The sequence below is a fragment of the Pedobacter westerhofensis genome, from assembly GCF_900182595.1.
GTDB lineage: Bacteria > Bacteroidota > Bacteroidia > Sphingobacteriales > Sphingobacteriaceae > Pedobacter > Pedobacter westerhofensis.
Window position 1 is genome coordinate 138,709 of the sequence record NZ_FXTN01000005.1, and the last position, 25,809, is coordinate 164,517.

The following is a 25,809-nucleotide window of genomic DNA, read 5'->3' on the forward strand; positions in this document are numbered from 1 at the left end:
AAAAATTAACATATGGCACAGAAAAAAGAAGTATGGCAAAGAGGCCCGCTGCCTGATATTATGCCCCTGTTACAATCTGTAGCACATGCCCTGTTGCAGGCACGCGAAGAAGTAAATGAATATATGGATGAATTTCCATCAGCCCTGCTTTGGCAGCGTGTAGCTGGAATGGCCTCGCCGGGCTTTCATTTACAGCATCTGAGCGGGGTGCTCGACAGGGTATTTACTTATGCCAGGGGCGAAGGACTGAGCCCCTTTCAGTTTGCTCAACTGGAGGAAGAGGGCAAAGATGCAGCACACGGATATACAACGCAAGAACTGGTGGAGCGTTTCGGCCGGCAGGTAGATCTTGCGCTGAAACAAATTAAGGAAACCGATCCGGCCATACTGACAGATTATCGTGGTATCGGGCGCGCAGGGCTTCCGTCAACAGTAGTAGGCCTGCTTGTACATGGCGCCGAACATACCATGCGCCACATCGGCCAGCTGATGGTTACTGCCGCAGTGCTGAAGAATGGCGGGGCCTGATAAAAAAGATATCTCCATCCTTGAAATCATATTTTTTTTCTACAATGGCATTTTGCCGGATTGTTTTAAATTTGACCAGTTCGTTGTCCGAAAAGTTATCAAACCAGATCAGGTAGAAACCATCCTCACTAAAAAAATCCCGGATATCGTTCTGATCTCTTCTGTGCGGCAATGACTCTGCCCTTATGCCCCCGTTAAAATATGCCGCCTCATGTGCATTGGAATAAATATCATAATCTGCACTAAAATAGTTCCTGTGTACGCGCAAAAACCGCGCAGTTTCAGAAGCTTTCCAGGAGTCCTCCGTATAGCCCGGTATTCCTGAATCTTTAACATCATTATACATCCTGGCCACCTGCTGGCATTGATACCGTAAAAAAAAGAACGCCAGTAACAGTAACATTCCCGCAGCTGGTTTAAAGTACACAGGCCGCAATTTCCTGAGCGATCCGGGCAGCCATGAGGTAAGGCTGACAAGCATCGGGATATATAAGGGCGACAATAATCTGTTATTGAGCTGTTCAAAGTGTGAAACCGTAGAAATGCCGATAATAAATACTGTATAAACAATAAATAAAGCTGCAAAACAATTTTCTGAGCTTACTTGCGCTTTACCAAACCTATTGCGCAGCAGGAAAAGGATACAGATCAGTAAAAAGATAAATATCATTATGCCGGAAACCAGCTGCGGCTGCCGGCCGGGAACAGGCAGCCAGTCACAAATCACCCTTCCAGTATAGATGATGTTATCTCCAAGACTCAGAATCCCGCGCACCCTTGGGCCTGTCAGGGAACCTGTAATCGAGGCATTTCGTAAAAGGTTAACTACCAACAGGGACACGGCAGAAAACCCAAAAAAGAAACAATGTTTCAGCTTTCTCTGCCATTCCAGCGAATTGTCGAATACCAGCAACATTAATCCTGTCCCTATCAGTGTCACGCCGGCATAGCGGGTAATACAGGCAACGGAGGCCAGCAGCCCGCAGATCAGCAGGGAAGATATCGTACGCTTTTGCAGATAATGGTAAAAAGCAGCGATAAATAAGATGTTCAGTAGGATGAATACTGTTTCTGACCAGAGCATAGAATATACTTCCAGCAAAGAAGGACTGAGGGCAATACAGAGCAATACAATACATCTGTACAGTCTCGTTGCTTCCGAAAAGGAGTCAATCAGGTATCCCATCATGAAAATGATACAGGCCATCAGCAGGCCATTGATCCAGGGAGCTGCTACCAAAGGATCTGCCCGGCTGATCATTCCTGCTACAGAAAGAAAAAAGGGATAGCATACAGGAAAATCTACCAGTGGCCTGAGCATATAATCAACGGCGGCTCCGTGGGCAATCACATTTCTTGCCACGCTAAGGTAGGCAATGGAATCAGGCGATATACCAATGCCTCCATGCCTGGTATACAGGAGGATTATTGCCATACCAATCATGGAGATGAGCAGGCAATCCAGATTTTTCAGCACCGGCAAACCCAATCTTGCTCTGTTCATAGTAATGAATATATAATAATCAGGTACAAATATACTTAATGACAATCATTATAAATCGTATTTAGAAAGGCGAGCCGGTTGCGGATAATCAGATAGTTAACTATTGATAAATGAGGATATTAATCCATATTTTAAGGATCTATTCCAATATTTTTTGCTAAATTTATCTTTTTGAAGAAAAGATTAAACAAAAAATCTCCATAATTACTTCAATAAAATAAGTTATACTATCATTTACTGATTTTCGGTAAATTATATGTTTAAACTCGACTCCTGTCTATAATATCTTTATTGTCATTTTTTAATAAGTTAACTAAAAACCAGGCAAAAAACTTATTTACATCTATGACTGTAAATTATAATCAGGAATATAAATTACTTAGTTCCCACAATGGAAGGAAAGGTAAAACTAGATCTTATTGAGCAGCACGTGATAGATTTTGTCAGAAAATTAAGAGCTGATAAGAAATTGCGGCAGGAAGATATTGCCTATATAATTGGTGTTAAAGCGTCATTTATAGGCAACGTAGAGAACCTGAGCAATCCTGCAAAGTATAATCTGAAACATATAAATGTTTTTGCTGATCACTTTGGATTGTCTCCAAAAGATTTTCTTCCCCCGGTGGCGCTGGTGAATAAGAAAAAGGAGGAAGATAAATAACTGAGGCAATTAATTCAGATTCCGCTGTAACGTATGGTACCATTCTGCATAAAAAGCCTGATAGCCTGTCGTCCTCTTATCCAGATCCGGTTCATTCTTTAATTTTCCGTCCAGTATCAGCAGCTTCTCATGATACCATTGCTGTATTTCCAGTTGTACAGGTAACTTATACTGCTTCATTGAACGGCTTAATTTCATCATTCCAAAAAGCGACATGCAGGCATCGCTGTGTGCAAAGCCGATAATTTTCAAAGCCCTCTCCCTGGCCAGGGATATCCGGTCAATAAAATATTGCAGTACCTGCTGGGGATTTAAGCCATTCATCCTGCACACCAGGTTAAAATCGAATGTCAGCACCAGAAACTGATCCTCATCCAGATAAAATGTTTTAGGGAAGTCTACAAGAGGCATCATTTCTGTCTCCCATTCCTGCATGATATAAAAACTTTCCTTCATCTTATCTACCGTAGAAAGATGGGTATTTGCGGCAAGATCACTCAGCAAACTGATGTATTTAATAGAAATCAGCCGCACCTTCCTGTCACTAACCGGTGTTACACCAGCCTGCGCAAATTCTCTGCAGTCTAAAATAATATGTGTTGACGAAAGGGCCACAGCTTCCATTTCCCCGCCGTTGAAAGCATAAAAGGAAACTCTGTTGATGAAATACCGCAGTACATCTTCCTGTTTCAGATAGCTGATGGCACATGCTACGTTAAAATCTTCTGTATACGAAAGTCCGAATTGTCCTTTAGCGTCCATAGTGTTAGTTTAATTACTTATAGCATCACAATCTAACAATGGAATGAAACGGTTAATTTATATTTTGATTAAGTGCATTATACCATTCCCTGTAAAAAGCACTGTAAGCCATCATCCTGTTTTCAAGATTAGATTCCATCTTCTGTTTTTTATCTAGTTTAAGTAACTGAAGACCAAACTTTTTGTAGATTTCCTGTTGCGGAAGAACCCTGTTTTTTACTTCCTCATGGTCTCCTACCAGAATAAGCAGGACCGCAACTCCCGGAGTGATCCTGATTTCTTCAATTACGTTGACAGCTCTTTCCCTGGCTAAGGAAATACTGTCCATAAAATATTGCAACAGCCGTTCGGCATCGATTCCGTTCAATCTGCAGACCAAATTGAAATCAAAGCTTAAGTTAAATAAATGGTTGTCCTCAGTGTAAAGGTCCATTTTATAATCGGTAAGGGGAAGCATTTCCTGCGACCATTCTTTCATTAATGAAACACTTGTGCGCGTTTCTTTGTCCCGGGAAAAATCTGTTTCCAGATGTAGTGAAGTCAGTTGTTTGATATACCTGAGAGAGATCTCCTGGATCCGGGCATCAGTAATGGTTTCAACAGGCTGATTTAAAACCGCCTTACATTCTATACTTACAGCAGTAGCCCAGAGGAATGGCGGTTCCATATTGCCCCCTATAAAAGCATAAAATGAAACATGATCAATAAAGTATTGAATTAACTCATCATGCCTCAGATTGTTAATCTTACAGGCAATCCTAAATTCTTCAGGGTAGTTAAGTCTAATTTGTCCTTTAGTGTTCATTTGCCTGTAAATATCAAACAATGCGAAAAATAATCCTTTTGTATAACACTCCAAAAATATAGTTAATATTTTTATCTCATGTAATATAATCGAATAATTTTATCACCGATTAAGCTAAATTTTCGTTATCATCAAATAAATTAAATCTAAATGAGCCCGAATGTCTCCCTGCAGTGGTATCCATACGTAAAGGAATTAAAAGCCATCTTTATTCAGGAATTGACAATTAATATCAGCTTTCTTTTTTATTTTGGGCTACAAAAGACCTAAACTCACCAAGATGAAACCAATAACCGAACGCTTCCTGTCTCTGGACGTATTCCGCGGCATGGCGCTCTGCTTTATGATTATTGTAAATACGCCCGGAAGCGGAGCAATACCATTTGACATGCTGGAACATGCACCCTGGCACGGATTTACGCCAACAGATCTCGTTTTTCCCTCTTTTCTGTTTGCTGTTGGCAATGCAATGAGCTTCTCTATGAAGAAACTTAATGAAATGGAAAATTCACATGTCTTACTAAAAATATTCAAACGTACTTTCCTGATTTTTATCATCGGTTACCTGATGTACTGGTTCCCTTTCTTCAGGTTTGATGCCCAGGGCCACATCGTTGCTGCACCGGTTTCGCACACCCGTATTTTTGGTGTGCTGCAAAGAATAGCGCTTTGTTTTGGGATTGCTTCATTAATGGTACACTACCTGTCTTCAAAAACGGTAATCTGGACCAGCATAATTTTCCTGCTGGGATACTGGGTCATCCTGCTGGTCTTTGGTGTGCCGGGAGCAGAACTTACGATTACCGGAAATGCAGGCACCCTGCTGGACAGGTACATGCTCGGGGATTCGCATCTCTACCATGGCGAAGGTATTCCATTTGATCCTGAAGGAATTTTAAGTACTATTCCTTCTATCGTGAATGTGATTACCGGCTATTTTGCCGGCAGGTTCATCCAGGAAAAGGGCAAAGGATATGAGAGCATTGCTAAGCTGATGCTTACCGGCGGACTCCTCATATTGATCTCTCTGGCATGGGACCTGGTATTCCCCATCAACAAGAAGATCTGGAGCAGCTCGTTTGTGCTGATCACCTGCGGAATTGACATGCTGATCATTGCTGCGCTGCTGTACCTCATTGAAGTAAAACAATATATCAGGTGGACAGGGTTTTTCGTAGTATTCGGAAAAAATCCACTGTTCATTTATATCGTTGCGGGCATGTTGCTGGAGATTATCGATCTGATTTTCCGGGTGCATTTCCATAAATGGATCAATGACAATTTTTACCAGGTGATTGCTCCCGGGCCGGTAGGCTCTCTGCTGTTTGCACTTAGTTTTATGCTCGTATGCTGGCTGGTAGGGTATGTACTGGACAAACGTAAAATCTACATCAGGGTATAATGCCGGAGCGGGGTGGTTAGCTCACTAACCGCCCCAGGCATTCCTGAGAAACCTCATCCAGTTGCCATGCATCATATTTTGTATATCCTGTTTCTGATATCCGCGTTTTTCTAAAAGCGCAGGGATCTTTTGCAGGTCGGCAATAGTTTCGATATCATACGGGCATTGCTCCTTTCCGAAAGCACCATCAAGGTCTGAGCCTACGCCAATATGCAGCGTATTTCCGGCGATCTGGCAAATGTGGTCAAGATGGTCAACCATTACTTCAAGATTACAGTGCATTCCCCGGGGCGTAGAGGTTCCGCGGACCCAGTTTGGCACCATCATCCAGGCATCCAGTGCAAGGCCTATCACAGCGCCCCTGTTTACAAGTTCCTTAATCTGCGCATCACTGTACTGACGGTTGTGGTTTACTAATGCCCTGCAGTTGTTGTGCGAAGCCCAGATATGCCCGTTAAAATGATCAAGCGCCTCCCAGAAACTGTCATCACATAAGTGAGTAGCATCCAGAATGATATTCAAACGCTCCATCTCTTTGAGCAGGGCGTGGCCTTTTGGTCCCATTAAGCCGGTGGCGTCTGTTCCCTGGGCATAACGTCCCGGGCCGTAATGTGCCGGCCCCACTGCACGCAGTCCGTAGGCATGGGCCCGTTCCAGATGTTCCACTGTAACTATTGAATCTGCGCCTTCAAGGCTCAGGATATACCCTACCGGCTTTACTTCATCAGGTATATGGCTTTCCCATAAAAGGATGTGGCTGTTCAGGCTTTCCAGATCATGGATCTGTACCATCTCGCCTGCTTCTTCCATGGCTTTGTACCAGGCCACCTGTCCCTGGGTTTGTGCCCATGCCTGCTCTGGTGAATGCCATCCCGGCAAGTTATTGCCCGGTGCTACATACCTTGCAATCTGAGTGGCCACCACCAGTCCTACCTGTCCTTTACGCAGCTCAGGCAATGACACTACGGCTTTCGCCCTGTCTGGTTTATCAGTTAATCCTGTCTCTCTTTGATTGATGGCAGAAACCGGCAGCCGCAGGTCGCGGTTCCATTCCAGCGCGTTCATACTTAAATCGAGGTGTGCATCTATTGTAAACATGTTCTTTTTCTAAATGTTAATTTTTCTGTCGCGGGAAATGATCTTCCATTCTCCCTTAACCTGATGGTTTGATACCAGTGCCGCCGTTCCGTAAAGTGCAACTGTAGGACAGATATGTATGGGCAGTCCGTATAAAACATCGCCGATCTGAAAGCCATGTCCTGCACCGGCATCCAGTACCAGATGTTCTTCGCTCTGTCCGATCATTTTTGCCTTCGGGGCATTTAAAAAATAAACCCTCCGCTGCAGTTCATTTTCTGCAGCGACCGACTTATGCCCCAAATCTACCGTCAGTGAAGCAGGGCCGTTAAGCGAAATTACCCTGGTCACCACCAGTGCTGCAGTAAGGTATTCCTGTTCTTCAAAAGCATCCTGATAACCCTTGTCCCAAAGGATAAAAGTTCCCGGGCTGCATTCTACATCATCAAAGGACGCATATAGGGGATACGTGGGCGTACCTCCTGCAACAATTACCGGTTTTGCTAAACCGGCGGCAATGATCTCCTGGTTCACGTAAAGGATCCCATTAAGGGCCTCCTGCCATTTTTCTTTTCTAAGCTCCAGTGAATCATCATGGATATGGCCATCATAGGCATGTAAACCACGTGCATATACGCCCGGCTCCGCATCAATCTGCTGATACAACAATACGGCCTGATCATCCGGGACGATACCAGTGCGGTTCATTCCCACATTCAGGTCCAGGAAAAGATCCAGCTGCAGCCCGGCTGTAACCGCAGCCGCAGCAATTGCCTCTAATGATACAGCATTATCGCACAAACAGGAGAAATGTGTATCAGGATAGCTTTTGATCAGACCGATAAAACGGCTGATCTTAGGTCCTACCGGTTGATACGCCAGCAGAACATCAGGAGCTTTACACATCCCCAGCATTTCTGCCTCCGCAATCGTAGCACACTTGAACTTGCTGATCCCGGCTTCGATCATCATACGCGTGATCTCAGCGTTCTTATGCGTCTTTACATGCGGCCTTAATCTGCTGATATCATTAATGCTGTTTTTAAGCCTTACAATATTTTCGGCAATCCTTTCGGGATAAAATACCAGTGCAGGCGAATCCAGCTGATCAGCATTATTAATCAGATACCAGTTGTCCTTGCCGGGGCTAGTCATTGTCGTTGAGTTCGAACAGCGCTTCGATCTCCACAGGAATATTATCCGGCAATGATCCGAAACCTACCGCACTGCGGGTACCTATTCCATTCTCTTCGCCCCAGATTTCGGCAAAAAGCTCACTGCATCCGTTAATGATAAAAGGATGTTTTTCAAAATCCGGCGAGCAGTTTACCATACCCAAAACCTTAATCACCCTTTTGATACGGTTTAATGTTCCAAAGTTTGTTTTGATTGTAGACAACATGGTTAAGCCCACCTGTCTTGCGGCCAGTTTACCTGCTTCTTTGTCCATATCCGTTCCGATACGGCCAATGACCAGGCTTTTATCATCCTGCACAGGGCCATGTCCTGAAAGGTAAAGGTATTTTCCGTCAACCAGATAAGGCTTATAAACTCCCAGCGGTGAAGGTGCCGGCGGAAGGCTTAATCCTAATTTTTCAAATTGCTCATCTGCATTATAAGTTTCCATATTGTATTTTTTTGTGATATGATTTAATATATTTTTAAACGATTTGGTTTAATAAAAGTACACCAATCAGGCCAATGATACCAACGATTGATTCCATGAGTGCCCATGACTTAAAAGTATCTTTAAGCGTAAGGGTAAAATATTCCTTAAACATCCAGAAGCCTGCATCGTTGACGTGAGAGAACATTAAACTCCCGGCACCTACAGCCAGCACCATCAGGTTGGGATTGGTGTGAGTAGCGATCATTAAAGGCAGTATAATTCCGGCAGTGGTTAGCCCGGCTACTGTAGCAGAGCCTACCGCAAACCTGATCACCGCAGTGATCAGCCAGCCCAGGAACAGCGGCTGCATGTGCAGATTCTTAAGTAATTCTGCGATCTGCCCACTCACACCACTATCTACCAGCACCTGTTTGAGCGCGCCCGAGCCGCCGATGATCAGCAGGATCAGGGCAACATCCTTAATTGATTCTGCATAGATATTCATGATGCGGGAGATCTTCTTTCCCTGGAAAATACCAAGCGTAAGGGTGGCTGTAAAAAGAGAAATAATCATAACCACATCGGCATGACCGGCCAGTGCAACCACATCTTTCAGCTGCGGGTAACTGGCGGCATAAAATGAAAACACCGTTGCCAGGATCAGCAGCAGTACCGGCAGCAATGCCGTAAAAAAGCTGTTGAAAGTACCGGGCAATTCATCTTCAGGCAACTCCACAGGTATGAAAGACTGCAGTGGAGTTGAGGGTATATTTTTCAGCGTTCTCGAAAAAAGAGGTCCGCCGATTACAATAGCCGGAACAGCAATCAGCAGTCCGTACATCAGGGTTAAGCCCATATTTGCATTGAACTGGATGACCAGTGCAGAAGGTGAGGGATGCGGCGGCAGAAAACCATGTGTTACCGACAAAGCGGCCAGCATTGGCAATCCGATATAGAGCGGTGGCAGCTTATATTTATATACTACGGAAAAGATCAGCGGGATCATCAATACAAAACCGATTCCATAAAACAGCGGTATGCCGATCAGGAAACCTGTAGCGACCACCCCCCACTGGATATATTTTTCACCACAGATGTTCATGATGACCGAGGCAATTTTCTGGGCAGCCCCGCTTTCGGCAACCAGCTTGCCCAGCATGGCGCCGATTGTGATGATGATTGCCAGGGAACCCAGCACATCGCCTATACCCTTTTCTACCGAACCCGCGATTTTTGTTAAAGGGATGCCCAGTACAATCCCGGCAAGTATAGAAACGGCGAGGAAAGCCAGAAAAGCATTGATCCGCAGTACTGATACCATGATGATCAGCAGCAGGATGCACAACAGAACGAGGATAAGTGTCATCTGTAATTTCTTTAAATGTGAAGAGCAGGCTTCTTCTGAATGAACAAGCCTGCTTGTATGATTACAGGCTTACAACGCTTGTTTCGCCTTCAACAGCTACTTTCTGTTGTTCTGCAACAGCTTTATATTCAACACGTGATCCTTTCTTGCCTTTGAAAGGTACAGAGAATGTTCCGTCGGCATTGATATTTACCCAAACGGTTTTTTCCCATGGTGATGCGTATAATGTTTCTACCTGACCTGCATACGGACGGTAATAGAACCTTGCCCTTTTTGACAGTGAGGGTTTGTAATCTACCACCTGTCCTTTCAGCACAGCGCCGGTAGCATTGACCGTTGAGCCCATCGTTTTCACGAATACAGCTTCTGCAAAAACCGGTTCTATATTTTCCAGTTTAATCACTACAGGATTTGGCCAGCGGTGATCATCATAAATCCTTTGTGCTTTCACAACAGATACTTCCAAACCATCGGCGGTTTGCGTGTACTTGCAGCTCACATCCAGGTTGGCCTTATATTCTATGATCTGACTGTTTTGTCCCAGTACGCTAATTTTTGTATTTGCCGTACTTTTTACAGAACGCAGCAGGAAGTTCTTGCGGGCGCCCTCTTTCCAGTCGGCCACATCTGTTACAAAAGCATAAACGGTATTTTTTCCTTTTTTGGTAAACCAGATATCATCTTCTTTGGCAACCACCCAGCTGCGGACGCTGTCCATACTCTCGTGGTTGATAAAATTCCACAGTGCCATTTCACGGAGGCGGTCTTCCTGCTGGATGGCCATTTCGCCATTTGGTTTGGGGCCAACATTAAGCAGAAGAGAGCCACCTTTAGCCCTTGCCTCGATCAGCAAATTGATCAGCTGTGTACCGGTTTTATACCTGTCATTGGTAGGCTGGTACTGCCATGCAGTGCCCATTGTGATCGGAGATAACCAGGGCTGGGTAATTTTAGCACCCGGCAGTGCCTGTTCAGGAGTTTTGATTGCACCACGGGTGATCAGCAGGTTTGGCTGTATTCTCCAGCAGGTTTCCTTTACGACTTCTTTAGGCTCGCCGTCAATAAAGAACACGTCGATCTTGCCATAGTTGGTCATCAGTTCTTCGCACTGCTTGCGGTTATAATCGTTATATTCCTTTGTAGTTTTCGCATCCATTTTCACATTCGTTCTGCTGATCGGGATGTTGTGGCTGCGGAGAAAGTTAAAATCTTCAGGAGAGAAATAGAAACCTACATCCAGTCCTGCTTCCCGTGTAGCATCTACAAACTCTTTCAGCATATCCTTTTTATAAGGTGTTTTGGTAATGTTGAAATCAGTAGTTTTCGTATCCCAGAAACAAAAGCCGGCATGGTGCTTTGTGGTGAAACAGATGTATTTCATCCCTGCCATTTTTGCCAGCTCGGCAATTTCTTTGGGATTGAATTTAGAGGGGTTAAAGGTTTTAGGCAAATCATTGAAATAACGGTCAACGTAATCGTTTGAAGCACCAACGAGCGAGTGACTGATCACTACCCCCAGTTGTGCATCCACATTAAAGTGAATAAACAGGCCGGCACCTGTATTGCGAAGCCATTCTTCACGTTCGGGTTTGTTCAGATTGTAACTGCTTCCCTCGTCGTCATTTACAACATCGTTTTGGGAGAACGAGAAGTTGTAAAAGAAGCACAAGGCTAATGTAATGTAAACTATTTTCATTTTGTTTTTGGGTTTGTCTGCGCGGTTCTGGTGAGTAGATCAGCTTTGCAGGTTATTAATTTTTTTTAATGATACCAATTATTTTGCAGAATCCATGGCCTTAGAGATCGCTTTTGCCCAAAAAGTACCAAGTACAGCAGCACCTTCCGGATTGGGATGAAGATTAAAGATCCCCTGCTGTCCTTTTTCATTCTGGAATAAGGCCGGATGCTTTTTGAAAAAGGCAAAAACCTTTTTATTACCAGAAAAAACTGTGTGGGGGTGTGAAATTTCATAACTTTTTACGACTGCATCAATTTCCGGGAAGTAGGACTGCAATCTTTCAAGTCCTTCTTTTAAATATTTGGAAGTATTGTAAGTATTTTCACTATACCAGGTGGGATATTGAAAGATGATCTTACATTTTGGATATTCCTCTAACAATCTATTTGCGATCTTCATTAAATTTCCATGATAATCCTCCGGGGAAACAGGCGCACCGTGCGGCCCTTTGATGGCGCTGTCATTTGTACCCAAAACTATAGAGAAAAGCAATGTTGCAGCTTCATCATTTACATACAAGCCTGCGGCCTTTTCAGCGGTTAAGAAAAGCTTGTTATTTTCCGGCAGCCAGTCTAATGTTGTAGAGCCGCTTTTGCCCACATTACTGAATTGTACAGTACCAATCTGTTTGTATTCCCTGAGTTTTTGCGCAGCAATAACCGGCGGCGCCTGGGTATCCGGATCCGGCAGTCCGGAACCGTGCGTGATGCTGTTGCCGATAAATACGATATTATAATTCTGCTGAGCCCCTGCAGGGCTGAATTGCAGGAGCAGCAGTACAAGAATGCCAAAGGAAATTTTTGAAAAAGTCATGTTGATGAGATTTGATTATACAAGGTAGGAATTAAACCCTGTAGCTGAGATAGGCAGACCCTATCAAAATGGAAATATACCCTTCCAATTTGGCGTGGTAAGCCCTGCACTCAGGGAGGAAATTAGCTCAGATATTGCCTTTAAACAATGTAAAACCACATCACTGGGATGGCACGCTTCCCGGCATTCCCTTTGAGCCAACATTTTCAGGAAAAATAAATCATTTCACATCTAAATTTTAACATATCATGTTTTTAATTGTACTCGGCATAATAGTCTTATCAGCCGGCTTTATTTTGTCAAAACAAGACAATCAATCTGCACGTTTTGCTACCCTTATTCGCGTAGCGGGTGTTATATTGATCGCTATAGGCGCTTTCGTTTCTATGTTCAAAAAAATCGAAACCGGTGAGGTAGGCGTAAAAACGCTTTTCGGAAAGGTAGAGGACGATGTATTGTACAGCGGCCTTCATATTGTAAACCCACTGATAGACATTACCTCATTTGATGCCAAAACCCAGAACTACACAATGTCTGCTGTGCATGACGAAGGATCAAAAGCCGGAGATGACGCCATTCGGGTATTATCCGCAGACGGACTGGAAGTTACGATCGACCTGTCAGTTTTGTTTAAGGTAAGCCCATCACGGGCACCTCAGATCCTGCGGCAGATTGGTGCAGATTATCTGGATAAAATTGTGCGTCCCGTGGCCAGGACAGCTATACGCGATAATGCGGTATCATATGAAGCCGTTGCCCTGTATTCTACCAAACGCGAGGAGTTCCAGAACAAGATCTTTAACACGATCAACCAGAGTTTTGCAAAAAGAGGCCTGATCCTGGAGCAACTGCTGGTGCGGAATATCACCCTGCCGGAGTCTGTAAAGAAAACCATAGAGTCTAAAATAAATGCAGAGCAGGAAGCACAGAAAATGATTTTTGTACTGCAGAAGGAGAAACAGGAAGCAGAGCGGAAACGTGTGGAAGCCCAGGGTATCGCAGATTATCAGAAGATATTGTCGACCGGGCTGAGTGATAAGCAACTGCAGTATGAAACGATCAAGGCGCAGAAAGATATCGCGTTATCACCGAATACGAAGATCATCATCATGGGGAAAGGTTCGCCGGTGCTGATCAACGGGAATTAGTGCAGCGGCTACTGTGCGGGATGAATGACCTGCTGAGAGAAGCGGATGAACTTTTTGATCAGGTCAAAGTTCTCGCCGTGCCTGGTTAGAAAGAAGAAATCGCGGCTGATCTCCAGGCCTTCGATGTGTATTTCTACAAGATCCCCGCTAAGCAATTCTTTGGTTACTGCTTTCTGAGGCAGGAACCCAAGGCTCAGATCGGCCAGGATAAAGTTCTTCAGGGCTTCTGTCCCGCCGAGCCGCACTTTAGCCTGCAGGTCCGAGATAGAAATATCATGTTTTTTTAACTCGCGGCTTAGCGCGGAGAGGGTACCCGAACCCACTTCGCGCAATGCTACGCTGGTTTTTAACAGTTCGTCAAGGGGCAGCTTGCCCGCCTGCGCCAAAGGGCTCTTTGCCGCACAGACTGCAATGACCTGGTCTGATGTGAAGTAATCATAATTGACGAGGTTGATTTTATTTTCTACCTCTACTATACCTACATCAATCTGTTTGTTGTGAAGGGCGGTGATAATATTTTCTGTATTGCGGTTTACCACCTGCATATTGATTTTGGGCAGCGTTTTGTGAAACGCTGAGAGGATACCGGGGATAATATAGAGTGATACCGTGGTGCTGGCCCCGATCTTTAAACTGCCGGCAGCATCAGCTTCTTCAATGAGCGTGCTCACTTCAAATTCGATTTTTCGCTGTATAGCCCGTGCTTCCTGCACATATTTGTAAACCGTTTCGCCAATGACTGTCAGCTGTATACTGTTGCCCTTGCGTTCAAACAGGGCACAATTGTACTGGTCTTCGAGCAGATGGATATGCCGGCTGATGGCGGGCTGACTGATATACAATACTTTGGCTGCCTTGGAGAAACTAAGGTTGGCAGCAACTTCGAGGAATACAACATGACTGAGTGATAGCACAAACAATGATTTAATTGATCTATAAAAATACTTTTTTTTAAGATAACCGGGGAAGCCCTGCTGGTTTAAGATTTGATAATCTGGTTATGGCATATCAGCAAAATGTATAACTAGGTTATTGAAATAGCTGATACTTTTACAGGAATAAACGCTGTGAATCCATGAAACTATCCCTGATCGAAGATCTGCACTGCCCGGCCTGCGGCACCAGATATTCGTCTGCCCTTGTACAAACCGTATGTCTGAACGAAACCTGTAAATCCTCGCTTTTCGCAAGTTATGAACTGCCACTGGCTGTTGACCCCGACAAGCTATTTTCCGGGAGGCCCGCAAGCATGTGGCGTTATCACGAATTTCTACCGGTTAACAACCCGGAAAACATCGTTACCCTGGGCGAAGGCTTTACCCCTTTACTTCCACTCAGGAACCTTAGGTACAAGGATAATGACAATCAGGTTTTCTGGAAAGACGAATCGGGTAATCCTACAGGTTCTTTTAAAGCGCGGGGAATCAGCTCAGCTGTTTCCAAAGCTAAAGAGCTGGGCATTACCGATATCGTAACCCCAACTGCAGGCAATGCCGGAGGGGCACTTGCAGCCTATTGTGCACAGGGCAGCTTAAATGCTTATGTATATATGCCCCGGCTCACACCAAAGGTTTTTAAAGATGAATGCCGTTTATATGGTGCAAACCTGATAGAGGTTGATGGAAACATAGCTGACTGCGGTAAGCTGGCAGAAAGGGACGCAATTGAAAACGGATGGTTCCAGGTTTCTACCCTTAAGGAGCCCTATCGCCTGGAGGGCAAAAAGACAATGGGATATGAGATTGCCGAACAGTTTAACTGGAATATTCCAGATGTGATTTTATACCCTACAGGCGGGGGCACCGGGCTGATTGGCATCTGGAAAGCATTTGATGAAATGGAAAAAATGGGCTGGATAGGCAGCAGGCGGCCGAGGATGGTTGCCGTTCAGTCGGCCAGCTGTGATGGCATTACACAGGCCTTTCACCAGCATGAGCTTAGCTCACAGTTTGTGGACCATGGCTTTACCATCGCTAATGGTTTGAGGGTACCAAAACCTTATGCGGACAAGCTGATCCTAAAGGTATTGAGGGAAAGTGCAGGTACAGCACTAAGTATTACTGATCAGGACATGGAGACGGCCTTAAAGGAGATTGCCAGGAAAGAGGGCATGCTGATTGCCCCCGAAGGCGCGGCCCTGTGGCAGGCCTTTAAAACACTGAAAGATCATAACTGGATTGCTCCTGGAGAGCGGGTGCTCCTGCTGAATACGGGCAACGGTTATAAATACCTGGAGAACATCAATATTTAAATATTAAAAGGCTTATCAGTGACCAGTATCAGATGCACTGGCAACTTACATTGCAGATAAAAACTTGTCTATTTTGCTGTTCCATGCTGACTGCGCAGCACGGTCAGTCCCATGCCGTGTTTCAGTATCATACGCTTTTTGCATCGCATCCATGTCGCGGTAAGAATCCAGATATTGCATGTTGATAATGGCCTCAAAGTTATCCGGCGTTAATTGCCGGGATTTAATTTTATCCTTAAACTGTTCAGCTATGATTTTTGCAATGTCAAAATGCCGCTGTTCATGGTTCAGTGTATATTCGTCCCTTCCGGAATAATTTGCCCTGCAGGCACTTTTTGGCAAAAAGGTTTTCATCACAATTTCTACCTCAATCGTCCCTTTATCTACTTGCGCCTGCTGTGTATACCCGATACCAGGTATCACCTGTGCTTCAAAAATTCCCGATGGCTGTGAACGCGACTGAAAATCAGACCATTTTAAAGGCCTCATGAAAGAATAGTAAATGGTATCACCTTCCGGATTTTCCATATAATCCCTAAAACTGATTTTTACAGTCTCTGCAAGCTTGCGGTTTACTGCGGAATTATCTTTCATCCATTTATCCAGATAGTCAAAGCTGCCTTTTAAAATGCCACGGAGATATTCTTCTATGGCAGCGGTACCCGCACCAGAGCGTGTATATTGTAGTCCGCCCTGGTAGTCCACCAGATGTTCTGTTCCATAATCTTTTTGAAGGCCAAATGATAACCTTATTTTAATCATTCCCTTCACGTTCCCTCCTGTTTGCTGGCTTTCCTGTACGCACAGTTCTTTGATGCCGATCACAACCGGTTTTAAGGAGTGGTCCTGCGGCAGGCTATGCCGGATGAACTCGCCGATCGCAGCAGCGGCACCACCCTCAAGATCTGTTGTCCTGAGCATAGCCCTGCCCTCCAAATCCCTGACAAGCAATTGCCCTAACCTACTTTTGTCTGCTCTTTCATCATTAATCCCGGCAATAAAAAAAGCTTTTGGCTTAATCAGACCCGCCTGATGATGTAAAATGATCTGACCAGATAATTTAAAAAATGGAAAAAGTAACAGGAGGGAAATGCAGAGGAACCGATCAGCTTTCAGCTTTGATATTATCTTTTGCATATTCAGTGCTACAACGTTTTTTCTATACGTGATAGTACAGAAAATCAGGAAAAAAACCAAAGCTTTTATAGCCAGGATTAGCTGTATTTATCTAAAAACTTAGTATTTTTAAATCAAAACACTTAATCCCCGATCAATGGAAAATTCAACTCCTGAAGAAAATTTTGCAAAAACTGGTTTAACCCTTCCCCCTGCCCCAACGCCCATTGGCGTTTATACTCCCTATCTGATTGACGGTAAATATTTATATATCTCCGGCCATGGTCCGGTAAAAAATGATAAGCAATTAATGAAGGGGCGTATTGGTAAGGATATTGATATGGAGCAGGGCAAACTTGCGGCCCAGCAGGTGGGTCTTACAATTCTGTCTACGATCAAAACCCATTTGGGGAGCCTTGACAAAGTAAAGCGCGTGATCAAAGTACTGGGCATGGTCAACTGTACACCAGAGTTTGAAAAACATCCATATATTATCAATGGATGCAGTGAGCTTTTTGCGAAAGTATGGGGCACGAAGAATGGTATTGGTGTTAGAAGCGCTGTAGGTTTCGGCTCTCTGCCAGATAATATTCCTGTAGAAATTGAAGCACTTTTTGAACTGGGGCACTGGGAAAAAGGATTGCTGGATTAGCGGTAAGCAAAAAGAGATGTACAGATATCTGTACATCTCTTTTTGCTATAATGGATTAGTCTAACTAACTCTGCTCAGTTCCTCCTGAACGCGTTTTGCAACAATTTTATCTTCACCGGGCTGAAGCATAAATACCGTAATATTGATACTGTTTGGTGTAAACTTCATAATCTCTATGGAAGGATTGCCATTGCGCAATGCTAACTGAAGATCGTCACTGCTCATCTTTATTTTGGCCGTATCCCATGCGATATTTAACAGAGGGTTATGGTTGGCAATAGGCGGAACCGTAACTGTAGTAGTTACTCCGGCAACATTCTTCACGGCTGTCTCGATCACTGCAACACGGCTTTCCCAGTCTTTCCACTCTCTGGCGTGATCAAGTTTCACATAATGGTCCAGTGCTGCATACATTCCCAGTACTTCTTCCTTGTTCACTTTCATACCGCGGCCAATATTGTTACCATTTGGGGGAGCGTTTAAACGTGCAGCCTTGATCAGGTCTGCTTTTCCCATCAGAATACCTGCACTTTGCGGGCCGCGGATCGCTTTACCTCCGGATACACATACGAGGTCGAAGCCCATTTCATTAAACTTCCAGAGATTTTCAACAGGCGGAATGTCTGCCGCAATATCAACCATGGTTGGGATCTGATGTTTTTTGGCGATAGCCAGCCACTCTGCATGTTTGATTTTACCATCATTGGTGGCCAGGTTAAGGAACCACATCATTGCTGTTTTGCTGCTGATCGCTTTTTCAAGGTCTTCGGCAGTTTCTACTTCAACTACTTTAATCCCGGTATTGGTAGGAGCGTGTACATAGGCTACGTTATGTGCTTTCTGAACAATCATTTCTGTTTTCTCAAAGCCATCCAGGTTTGGCAACTGTGCGATCTTTTTCAGGTCTGTGCCTGTCAGGATACCTGCCGTACCCAGCACGAGGGCCGACCAGCAACCGGAGGTCACCATTGCCGCTTCTGCTTTACAGATGGCAGCAATTTTCTCGCCCACTTTATCCTGGATATCATTGATCATCATAAAATGTGTGGAAGAACTGTTGATTGCTTCCAGTACATCCGGGTGCATCAGCGATGCTGTATGTGTAGTATAAGTACCGGCAGCATTAATAAATGTACGTAATCCTAATTCCTTAATCAGATCGCGCTTAGCAGCGGTAGTTACAGCCGCATTTGCTGACAGAAAAGGAATGCCTGCACCAACAGCCCCTACAACCGGGGCAACGGAAAGGTATTTAATAAGATCTCTGCGTTTCATATGTTGAGATTTAAAATTTGATAAAAAACAAATGGGGACAGAAATTGCTCCCTGTCCCCATTCATAACTATGAATTAGTTAAAGTTAAAAGGTAAGCCGGCCTTTTTGTCCCACCATACTTTGGTGAGTAAGTTATCATTGAAATCCTCAGTGAATCCTTGTCTGCTCAATGCAGCCAGGTAATTTGCAGAATTTACCAGTTTTTCTGAATTTGGAATCGCGAAGCGTCTGAACATGAAACCACCGGTTACGTTACCAGGATAGTTTACTTTTTTCAGTCTTGGATATCCGGTACGTCTCCAGTTGGCATATACTTCATAATCATCGCCATACATAGACAGCCATTTTTGTGTATTGATCTGCTCAATCTGCGCTTCTGTAGAGGCGGTTGCAACGTACGGGTTAGCTAAAAGGTAAGCAGAAATCTGAGCGCTGGTAATAGTTCCGGAGCTGATGCCCACTGTTGGCCATAAAGCCCATTGCGTCATTCCTGAAGTTACACCAGCATTGTATGCAGCTGCAGCAGTAGCACCTGTATACCATCCTCTTACTGCGGCTTCTGCTAACAAGAGATTAGCTTCAGCAGGGCCCATGATAATCAGTGGAGCGGCAAGGTTCAATACGAGCTGAGAAGGTTCTGAATAAGTATCAAAGTCTGCAGGTCTGGTATTTAAGCTTCCGCTAACCATACCTCTTTGAACTGAAGGTGTGTTGTTTGCTACATATGATGAACCTGAAGGCTGCCATACTACAGATACAACAGCTAAACGCGGATCATTGGTCGATTTTAATCTATCTATAAAGGTAGCAGCAAATTTACCGCCCTCTACGTTATCACCACCCGGGCTCACGTAATCGCCATTCTGAAGACCCTGAGTTTTTGTATTTACGTTACCTGTAGTATTTGCATATGAGATCTTCGCGATATCTGCATCAGAAGTCATTACACCACCTGTAACAGCAGTCTGAACCCAGGTTTGTGCCACAGCAGGACTAACTTCAGATAAGCGCATAGCCAGTCTCAGCATCAGCGTGTAAGCAAATTTTTTCCATTTTGTTACATCGCCTTTGTAAAATAGATCACCTGTGGTAAAAGTAGGGTTGGCCGGGTTTAGTGCCTCAGCAGATTCCTTCAATTCTTTCAGCATGTCCAGATAAATCGCTTGTTGAGTATCATACGCTGGCATTAATAAGCCTGACTCGCCTTTCATTGCGTCGAAGTAAGGAACATCGCCTGCGATATCAGTCAGCTGATGAAAAGTATAAGCCCTGATGATACGTACGATCGATTTTTTGTTTACATCGGTAGCAGCCAGTGCCTGATCCAGTACATACAGACGGTTTAGGTTGTTGGTGTAAAAACCTGTAGTTGCACCACCAAAATCTACTGTAGCACCATTAAAGCTGTAATATTTATCGCCGACAGCAGGAACCTCTTTATAAGTAGAGTAATACTGCATACCGCTTGCCATTACAGAGTAACTGCTTCTTGGCATATTTAATATTACGTTTGTAAAAATATTTTCAGGAACTATAAAGCCTACCGCATTCTGCGGTTTATTTAAATCGGCCAGTTTGTCTTTGCTGCAAGAGGGCATCAATACGATTACCGCGGCAGCTAAAACACAAATGCTTTTTAATAATTTCGTTTTCATATGCTATTTATATAATAGTTAGAACTTCACGTTCAGATTTAAACCAATAGTACGTGTTCTAGGCTCACCAGCACCTGCAGTACCTGTGGCATTACCAACAGACTGCTGCATCTCAGGATCAAGTCCTGCTTCTTTCGTTTTCTTATCCCTGTAAAGAATGGCAAGGTTACGTCCTACAATACCAATTGATGCAGACTGGATTCCTATTTTCTTTAGTTTAAGGTTAGGAATAGAGTAGTTTAAGATGATCTGACGCAGTTTTACGAAGTCAGTACTGAAAGTAGAGATCTCAGAGATCGTGTTACCTAAATTGTTGTAATAACCATCTACATCGGCCTTAGCAAAAGTTTTTGTGAATGGCTTACCTGTCTGGTCAACACCAGTAACTGTTAATCCATCCCTGCCTGGTAATGTTGCTTTGGTTAATCCAAACCTCGAAGCATAAAGCCACATGTTGTTATAGGCAACAGCTCCAAACTTAGCATCGAACAATACGTTCAGCGAGAATCTTTTGTATTTGAAATCGTTACCAAGACCCATTGTCCATGGTGGATTTGCAACTCCAAGATCTTTTTCTACGCGAACTTCATAACCGTTTGCACTGTTATAAACCTGGTTACCGTTGGCATCTTTCAATAATCCCCATCCGCGGACAGTACCATATGGAAGGCCTACAGCGTTGATTACCCTAACCTGGCTGGAGATACCTGTTCCTACTTCGATAGTTGTTAAACCCGGAGCAAGTTCTACGATTTTACTTTGGTTATATGCGAAAGGCAGACTGATATTCCAGCTGAAATCTTTAGCCTGAACAACAGTACCGCTCAACATTAACTCGATACCTTTATTGGTTACTTTACCTACGTTGGTGAATCCTGCAAGGAAACCTGTAGTTGGTGAAATTGTTGGTGCCAGCTGATCATCTTTAGTAACACGGTTGTAGTAAGTCGCGTCGAAGCTCAAGCGGTTTTTAAGGAAACGAATTTCGAAACCACCCTCAGACGTATAGATACTCAGAGGTTTGATATTTGCATCGATCAGGGTATTGGTATTATTTTGTACCGGTACACCTGCGAAAGATGTAGTGAAGCTGTAAATCCTGTTGATTTGTCCGGGAGCTACTGTATTACTACCCACTTTAGCGTATGAAGCGCGAAGTTTTAAGAAGCTGATTGCTTCAGGTAATTTAACCATGTCTGACAGAATTGCACTCGCACCCGCAGAATAGTAGAAGATAGAGCTATTGTCGCGGCTTAAGGTAGAGAAACTATCTTCCCTTCCTGTTAAGGACAGATAAATTTTACCTTTCCAATCGAAATCCGTTGATCCGAATAAAGAGTTGGTACCAGATGTACCTCTGTTTCTGTAAGGAGCAAGATCTGTACTCGGATTAAGCGTAGCGATATTGGTAATGTGGATAAAGTTAGGAACCAGGAAGTTTACACCATTCAGGTTGGTATTAAGGTCTGAAAGACGCTCACGGTTAGCACCTACCATTGCATTTACTTTAAAGTCTTTGAGGAATGTGGTATTGTAATTCATCATTGCATTAAAGTTGGTACGGTCATTCTGGCGCTGACCTGTGTTCAGGTAACCTTGTGGAGTGTATGCTGTACCGATTGGAACATAATCCATCAGGTCTGTGTAAGCAAAGTCTCTTGCTACAGTACCTTTAATAAATAAGTTTTCCAATAAATTGATACGAACACTACCATTGGCGATTAAACGCTGTGTTTTGTCACTGTTACCAGTGCTGTATGCTACAAAGTAAGGGTTAGAAGCTGCAGGAACCGGATTCCATTGAATCTCATTTCCATTGGCATCAGTACCAGTACCGTTTGCACCTGCAAAGTTTCTAACATCAACAGTACTACCAGCCAGATAAGTTCCCCAGCTTGAGTTACGCTCGGCATAACCAACACCCGGTCTGTTTTTAGCGTCTTCGAGATTGTACTGAATGGTAGATTCCAGGTTAATCAGGTTGTTTTTACCCATATTAGCCCTTGTGCTCAAGTTCACAGTCTTTCTGTCGTAAGTTGAGTTTGGAGTTTGTGCGTTTGATTTCAGATCTGATAACGATAACCTGAAATTTAGCGCTTCGCTACCACCAGAGAAGGCAATAGTATTTGTCCAGTCGCGGCTTACATTGTAGAAATTGTTGATGTTATTTTTAACACCGACTGCAGAATAAGGACGTGATACGCCATCAAACTGTACTACGTTTGTTCCATCTACTTTAGCACCGAAAGACAAACGTCCTGTACTTAAGGCGTCGGCCTGGGTAAGCGGTTTTACACCGTCTGTTCCCGAACCATATTCTGTCTGAAAATTAGGGTAAGCCGAAGGAGAACCAAATACTACGTTAGAGCTGTATTCAATTCCGACACCTTGTTGTGCTTTACCTGATTTTGTAGTGATCAAAATTACACCATTTGCTGCCTGACTACCATAAAGGGCCGCAGCTGCACCACTTTTGAGTACGGTGATAGTTTCGATATCGTCTGGGTTGATAGAGGAGATACCATCGCCACGGTCAACGTTCAGACCAGTAGTGTTTGTACCTGCACCGCTGTTACCAGAGTTGATCGGCAATCCGTTTACAACATATAAAGGCTGATTGTTTGCATTTGGATTGATCGCACCGGCACCCCTGATCACCACGCGGCTTGACCCACCCGGACCAGAAGCAATCTGACTCGCGTCAACACCGGCAATTTTACCAGTTAATGAACTTGCAACATTATTTTCACGTGCTTCTGTTAATGATGATCCGGCAACTTCAGAGCTGGAGTAAACCAGGCCTCTTCTTGCCCTCTTCACACCAAAGGCAGTAACAACTACTTCGCTCAAACCTTTTGAGTCTTCTGCCATTGTTACGTTAATAGATGTTCTTCTGTTTACATCTACCTCTTGTGTTGCAAATCCTATTGAGGAAAAAACCAGGGTAGAAACATCAGGTGCATTGATGGAGAAGTTACCATTTGCATCTGTAGTTGTTCCTACATTAGTGCCCTTAAGCTTTACACTCACACCAGGAAGAGCTGTACGTGTTGCATCAGTTACCTTACCAGTAATTACTATTGGCGGAACAAAAAGGTGATTTGAGATTGTACTTTCATTATTATAAAACGGTTTATTCGCTTTAGCAAAAGAAAGATTGGTAGAGGGTGCAGCAGCTACCTGCAGCACGGCCGCCATAACCATCATACCGGTAAGTTTCATTACTCTTAATGAAGAAACATTCGTTTTATTCTTCTTTTGAGTGAAACCCTCGTGTAGGGGCAAGCAGGCATAATTACATTTTTCATGTAAAGAATTTTTCATACTTCGGATTTTTGGTGAGTGGTTTAATAAAGTTTTGAATTTAGTAACCGGAAATATAAATGCTCACTTGGGTAGATCACATGTTATGCTCCGATCGGGCGAAAGTTTAGGTACTGTTGATTTTCATATTCTTATATTTAGTTGTAGTTGATAATTCAAGCTTTGGATTTCTGGTATATTTGGGACAGAAATCCTGCTAATCTTCATTTTTTTATCCGCTTCACAGCAGCTTTTCATTTAATTATCAGATTTTTCAGTTGAAATCTGACAATACGCTCATTTTATACACCCCCAGCGCAATAATTTCCAGGAATTTTCATTTAATCAGGTTTTATCCTCCAAAACACAAAGTGTAAATTAAACACTAAGCTGTGATTTTCAACCCCGACCCTAAAAATCAGCTGTTTTACTCAGGGTAAGCAATCCAATATTATAAAAGTATTACTTTTTTTCAATAATAAATATTAAAAATCAATTATTTATTATTCATACCCACAAAATACCCAATTATCTTCCTGTTTTATTATTAACTCAATAATTTATTATTCAAAAAAAATGAATGTCATAATTATTGAATATTAATAGCCCTGATATTACAAAACACATAATAATAACACACCTATTTAGAGTACCGGTTTAAGAAGTCTACGTTTTCGGATTAAAACTTTAATATCATTCCTGTTATAAATGCGTGCAACTGGATATTTTCTCCTAGTTTCATACCTATTATAAAACCTAATACTCACATTATGCATAAGATCCCACTCTTATTCCTATCCCTGGCATTGTTATTTGCCAGTACTGCCCAGGCACAAACCAGCTATACTTATAGTCTTGTGATCAAGGGCGGTCATGTAATTGACCCAAAAAATAAAATTGATGAATTGATGGATGTTGCCGTCAATGAGGGCAAAATTGTACTGGTATCTAAAAACATTGATGCCAAACAAGGCCGCCAGGTAGTAAACGCAAAAGGTTTGTACGTAACTCCCGGCTTAATTGATATTCACGTACACTTTTTCTGGGGCACAGACCTTGAAGGTACTTATAGAAACGGCCCTCTTGCCCTACCAGCAGACGGATTTACATTTCCTGCAGGGGTAACCACTGTTGTGGATGCAGGTTCATCCGGATGGAAAACATTTGAGACATTCAAAAAGCAGACGATAGACAGATCACAGACCAGGGTATTCGCAGAGCTGAATATCGTTGGCGAAGGTATGGCCGGTGGTCGTTTTGAGAACAACATTGATGAAATGAACGCGGAAAAAACTGCCGAAATGGCCAGGAAGTATCCGGAGAATATTACAGGTATAAAGCTTGCCCATTTCAATGGCCACAGATGGGAACCAACAGAACGGGCCGTTGAAGCCGGAAAACTGGCAAACATCCCGGTGATGATTGATTTCGGCGGTGCCGACCCTTACCTGCCGCTGGATTCTTTATTTAGTGTAAAACTGCGTCCTGGTGATATTTATACCCACTGTTTTGGCGGAGATGATGGTGTAGGTATTGATAAAATGAATGGAAGAGAGCAAATCGTTGATATCAAAACCAATAAAGTAAAACCTTTCGTACTCAAGGCACGTGAACGAGGAATTATTTTTGACGTTGGTTTTGGCGGCGCAAGTTTTCTTTTCTCACAGGGAACGCCTGCAATAAAAAGTGGCTTCTACCCTAATTCAATCAGTACCGACCTGCATACTGGAAGCATGAACGGCCCAATGAAGAGCATGCCAAATATCATGTCGCTTTTTATGGCGATCGGTATGCCTTTCAAAGATGTGATTGCTGCAAGCACATGGAATCCTGCAAAAGAAATCAAACACGAAGAACTGGGCAGCCTTTCAGTAGGATCAGGCGCCGATATTGCAATATTTAATCTGCGTGAAGGTAATTTCGGATTTTATGCAAGGGATGGCCAGATCAAAGGCAAGAACAGACTGGAGACAGAGATGACCATAAGAAACGGTAATATCGTTTATAACCTGAATGCCATCGCTACTCCTAACATATTACCGGCTGCACCAAGGAAAAAGCCTTTAAAGGAGCACTAAAGAAGATATCTTTATATATATATTAACCACACATAAGAGCTGAATCAGCGCTGCAACCCAAATGGT

21 protein-coding genes are annotated in these 25,809 nt (G+C 43.5%); 7 read left to right on the forward strand and 14 right to left on the reverse strand.

Going from position 1 to position 25,809, the window contains the following annotated elements:
* The first annotated feature begins 12 nt into the window (after positions 1-12).
* Positions 13-528 carry a DinB family protein gene (locus tag FN831_RS10890; protein ID WP_142528258.1) on the forward strand — a complete coding sequence of 172 codons (516 nt, stop codon included), beginning with the start codon at positions 13-15 and terminating at the stop codon, positions 526-528.
* Here FN831_RS10890 and FN831_RS10895 read toward each other — a convergent pair.
* Positions 494-2,032 (reverse strand): glycosyltransferase family protein, encoded by a 1,539-nt coding sequence (locus FN831_RS10895; protein WP_142528259.1) that lies wholly within the window; start codon positions 2,030-2,032, stop codon positions 494-496. The two genes, FN831_RS10890 and FN831_RS10895, sit on opposite strands and share 35 nt — an antisense overlap.
* Positions 2,033-2,423: 391 nt before the next feature.
* Between FN831_RS10895 and FN831_RS10900 the strand changes: the two genes are divergently transcribed.
* Positions 2,424-2,693 (forward strand): helix-turn-helix domain-containing protein, encoded by a 270-nt coding sequence (locus FN831_RS10900; RefSeq protein WP_142528260.1) that lies wholly within the window; start codon positions 2,424-2,426, stop codon positions 2,691-2,693.
* Between the two features lie 9 nt (positions 2,694-2,702).
* Here the strand turns inward: FN831_RS10900 and FN831_RS10905 are convergent, their stop codons facing one another.
* Positions 2,703-3,455: a hypothetical protein gene (locus FN831_RS10905; protein ID WP_142528261.1), complete on the reverse strand. Its 753-nt coding sequence runs from the start codon at positions 3,453-3,455 to the stop codon at positions 2,703-2,705.
* A 52-nt stretch (positions 3,456-3,507) separates the two neighbouring features.
* A complete protein-coding gene (locus FN831_RS10910; RefSeq protein WP_142528262.1) occupies positions 3,508-4,260 on the reverse strand; it encodes a hypothetical protein in 753 nt (250 codons plus the stop codon).
* Positions 4,261-4,540: 280 nt separating this feature from the next.
* Here FN831_RS10910 and FN831_RS10915 point away from each other — a divergent pair, with 280 nt between their 5' ends.
* Positions 4,541-5,662: an acyltransferase family protein gene (locus tag FN831_RS10915; protein WP_142528263.1), complete on the forward strand. Its 1,122-nt coding sequence runs from the start codon at positions 4,541-4,543 to the stop codon at positions 5,660-5,662.
* 24 nt (positions 5,663-5,686) lie between these two features.
* On the opposite strand, the gene FN831_RS10920 is transcribed toward FN831_RS10915, so the two are convergent.
* The 6 genes from FN831_RS10920 to FN831_RS10945 all read right to left on the reverse strand — a co-directional run bounded on the left by FN831_RS10920 (position 5,687) and on the right by FN831_RS10945 (position 12,265).
* Complete coding sequence (locus FN831_RS10920) at positions 5,687-6,760, reverse strand: dipeptidase (RefSeq protein ID WP_142528264.1); 1,074 nt, start codon at positions 6,758-6,760, stop codon at positions 5,687-5,689.
* Positions 6,761-6,769: 9 nt separating this feature from the next.
* On the reverse strand, positions 6,770-7,894 hold the full coding sequence (locus FN831_RS10925; RefSeq protein ID WP_142528265.1) for a D-TA family PLP-dependent enzyme: 1,125 nt from the start codon (positions 7,892-7,894) through the stop codon (positions 6,770-6,772).
* On the reverse strand, positions 7,887-8,366 hold the full coding sequence (locus tag FN831_RS10930; protein ID WP_142528266.1) for a RidA family protein: 480 nt from the start codon (positions 8,364-8,366) through the stop codon (positions 7,887-7,889). The genes FN831_RS10925 and FN831_RS10930 overlap by 8 nt, the downstream gene beginning before the upstream one ends.
* 34 nt (positions 8,367-8,400) lie before the next feature.
* On the reverse strand, positions 8,401-9,714 hold the full coding sequence (locus FN831_RS10935; protein ID WP_142528267.1) for a gluconate:H+ symporter: 1,314 nt from the start codon (positions 9,712-9,714) through the stop codon (positions 8,401-8,403).
* A gap of 61 nt (positions 9,715-9,775) precedes the next feature.
* A complete protein-coding gene (locus FN831_RS10940) occupies positions 9,776-11,410 on the reverse strand; it encodes an alpha-L-fucosidase (RefSeq protein WP_142528268.1) in 1,635 nt (544 codons plus the stop codon).
* A 78-nt stretch (positions 11,411-11,488) separates the two neighbouring features.
* The gene (locus FN831_RS10945; protein WP_142528269.1) at positions 11,489-12,265 is read right to left on the reverse strand and encodes a GDSL-type esterase/lipase family protein; all 777 of its coding nucleotides are present in this window, start codon (positions 12,263-12,265) and stop codon (positions 11,489-11,491) included.
* 296 nt (positions 12,266-12,561) lie between these two features.
* Between FN831_RS10945 and FN831_RS10950 the strand changes: the two genes are divergently transcribed.
* Positions 12,562-13,413: a prohibitin family protein gene (locus FN831_RS10950; protein WP_246101471.1), complete on the forward strand. Its 852-nt coding sequence runs from the start codon at positions 12,562-12,564 to the stop codon at positions 13,411-13,413.
* A gap of 8 nt (positions 13,414-13,421) precedes the next feature.
* Here FN831_RS10950 and FN831_RS10955 read toward each other — a convergent pair whose 3' ends face one another.
* Positions 13,422-14,327, reverse strand: a complete 906-nt coding sequence (locus FN831_RS10955; RefSeq protein ID WP_142528271.1) for a LysR substrate-binding domain-containing protein — start codon at positions 14,325-14,327, stop codon at positions 13,422-13,424.
* A 161-nt stretch (positions 14,328-14,488) separates the two neighbouring features.
* Between FN831_RS10955 and FN831_RS10960 the strand changes: the two genes are divergently transcribed.
* The gene (locus tag FN831_RS10960) at positions 14,489-15,664 is read left to right on the forward strand and encodes a threonine synthase (protein WP_142528272.1); all 1,176 of its coding nucleotides are present in this window, start codon (positions 14,489-14,491) and stop codon (positions 15,662-15,664) included.
* Positions 15,665-15,709: 45 nt separating this feature from the next.
* Here FN831_RS10960 and FN831_RS10965 read toward each other — a convergent pair whose 3' ends face one another.
* Positions 15,710-16,801, reverse strand: a complete 1,092-nt coding sequence (locus FN831_RS10965; RefSeq protein ID WP_142528273.1) for a DUF922 domain-containing protein — start codon at positions 16,799-16,801, stop codon at positions 15,710-15,712.
* A 136-nt stretch (positions 16,802-16,937) separates the two neighbouring features.
* Here FN831_RS10965 and FN831_RS10970 point away from each other — a divergent pair, with 136 nt between their 5' ends.
* On the forward strand, positions 16,938-17,432 hold the full coding sequence (locus FN831_RS10970) for a RidA family protein (protein WP_142528274.1): 495 nt from the start codon (positions 16,938-16,940) through the stop codon (positions 17,430-17,432).
* Positions 17,433-17,492: 60 nt separating this feature from the next.
* On the opposite strand, the gene FN831_RS10975 is transcribed toward FN831_RS10970, so the two are convergent.
* The 3 genes from FN831_RS10975 to FN831_RS10985 form a co-directional block, all read right to left on the reverse strand.
* On the reverse strand, positions 17,493-18,707 hold the full coding sequence (locus tag FN831_RS10975) for a PLP-dependent transferase (RefSeq protein ID WP_142528275.1): 1,215 nt from the start codon (positions 18,705-18,707) through the stop codon (positions 17,493-17,495).
* A 74-nt stretch (positions 18,708-18,781) separates the two neighbouring features.
* Entirely contained in the window at positions 18,782-20,362 is a 1,581-nt protein-coding gene (locus FN831_RS10980; RefSeq protein ID WP_142528276.1) for a SusD/RagB family nutrient-binding outer membrane lipoprotein, read from the reverse strand.
* An 18-nt stretch (positions 20,363-20,380) separates the two neighbouring features.
* Positions 20,381-23,686 (reverse strand): SusC/RagA family TonB-linked outer membrane protein, encoded by a 3,306-nt coding sequence (locus FN831_RS10985; protein ID WP_142528277.1) that lies wholly within the window; start codon positions 23,684-23,686, stop codon positions 20,381-20,383.
* A 749-nt stretch (positions 23,687-24,435) separates the two neighbouring features.
* Here FN831_RS10985 and FN831_RS10990 point away from each other — a divergent pair.
* Positions 24,436-25,743: an amidohydrolase/deacetylase family metallohydrolase gene (locus FN831_RS10990; RefSeq protein WP_142528278.1), complete on the forward strand. Its 1,308-nt coding sequence runs from the start codon at positions 24,436-24,438 to the stop codon at positions 25,741-25,743.
* The last annotated feature ends 66 nt before the right edge of the window (positions 25,744-25,809 follow it).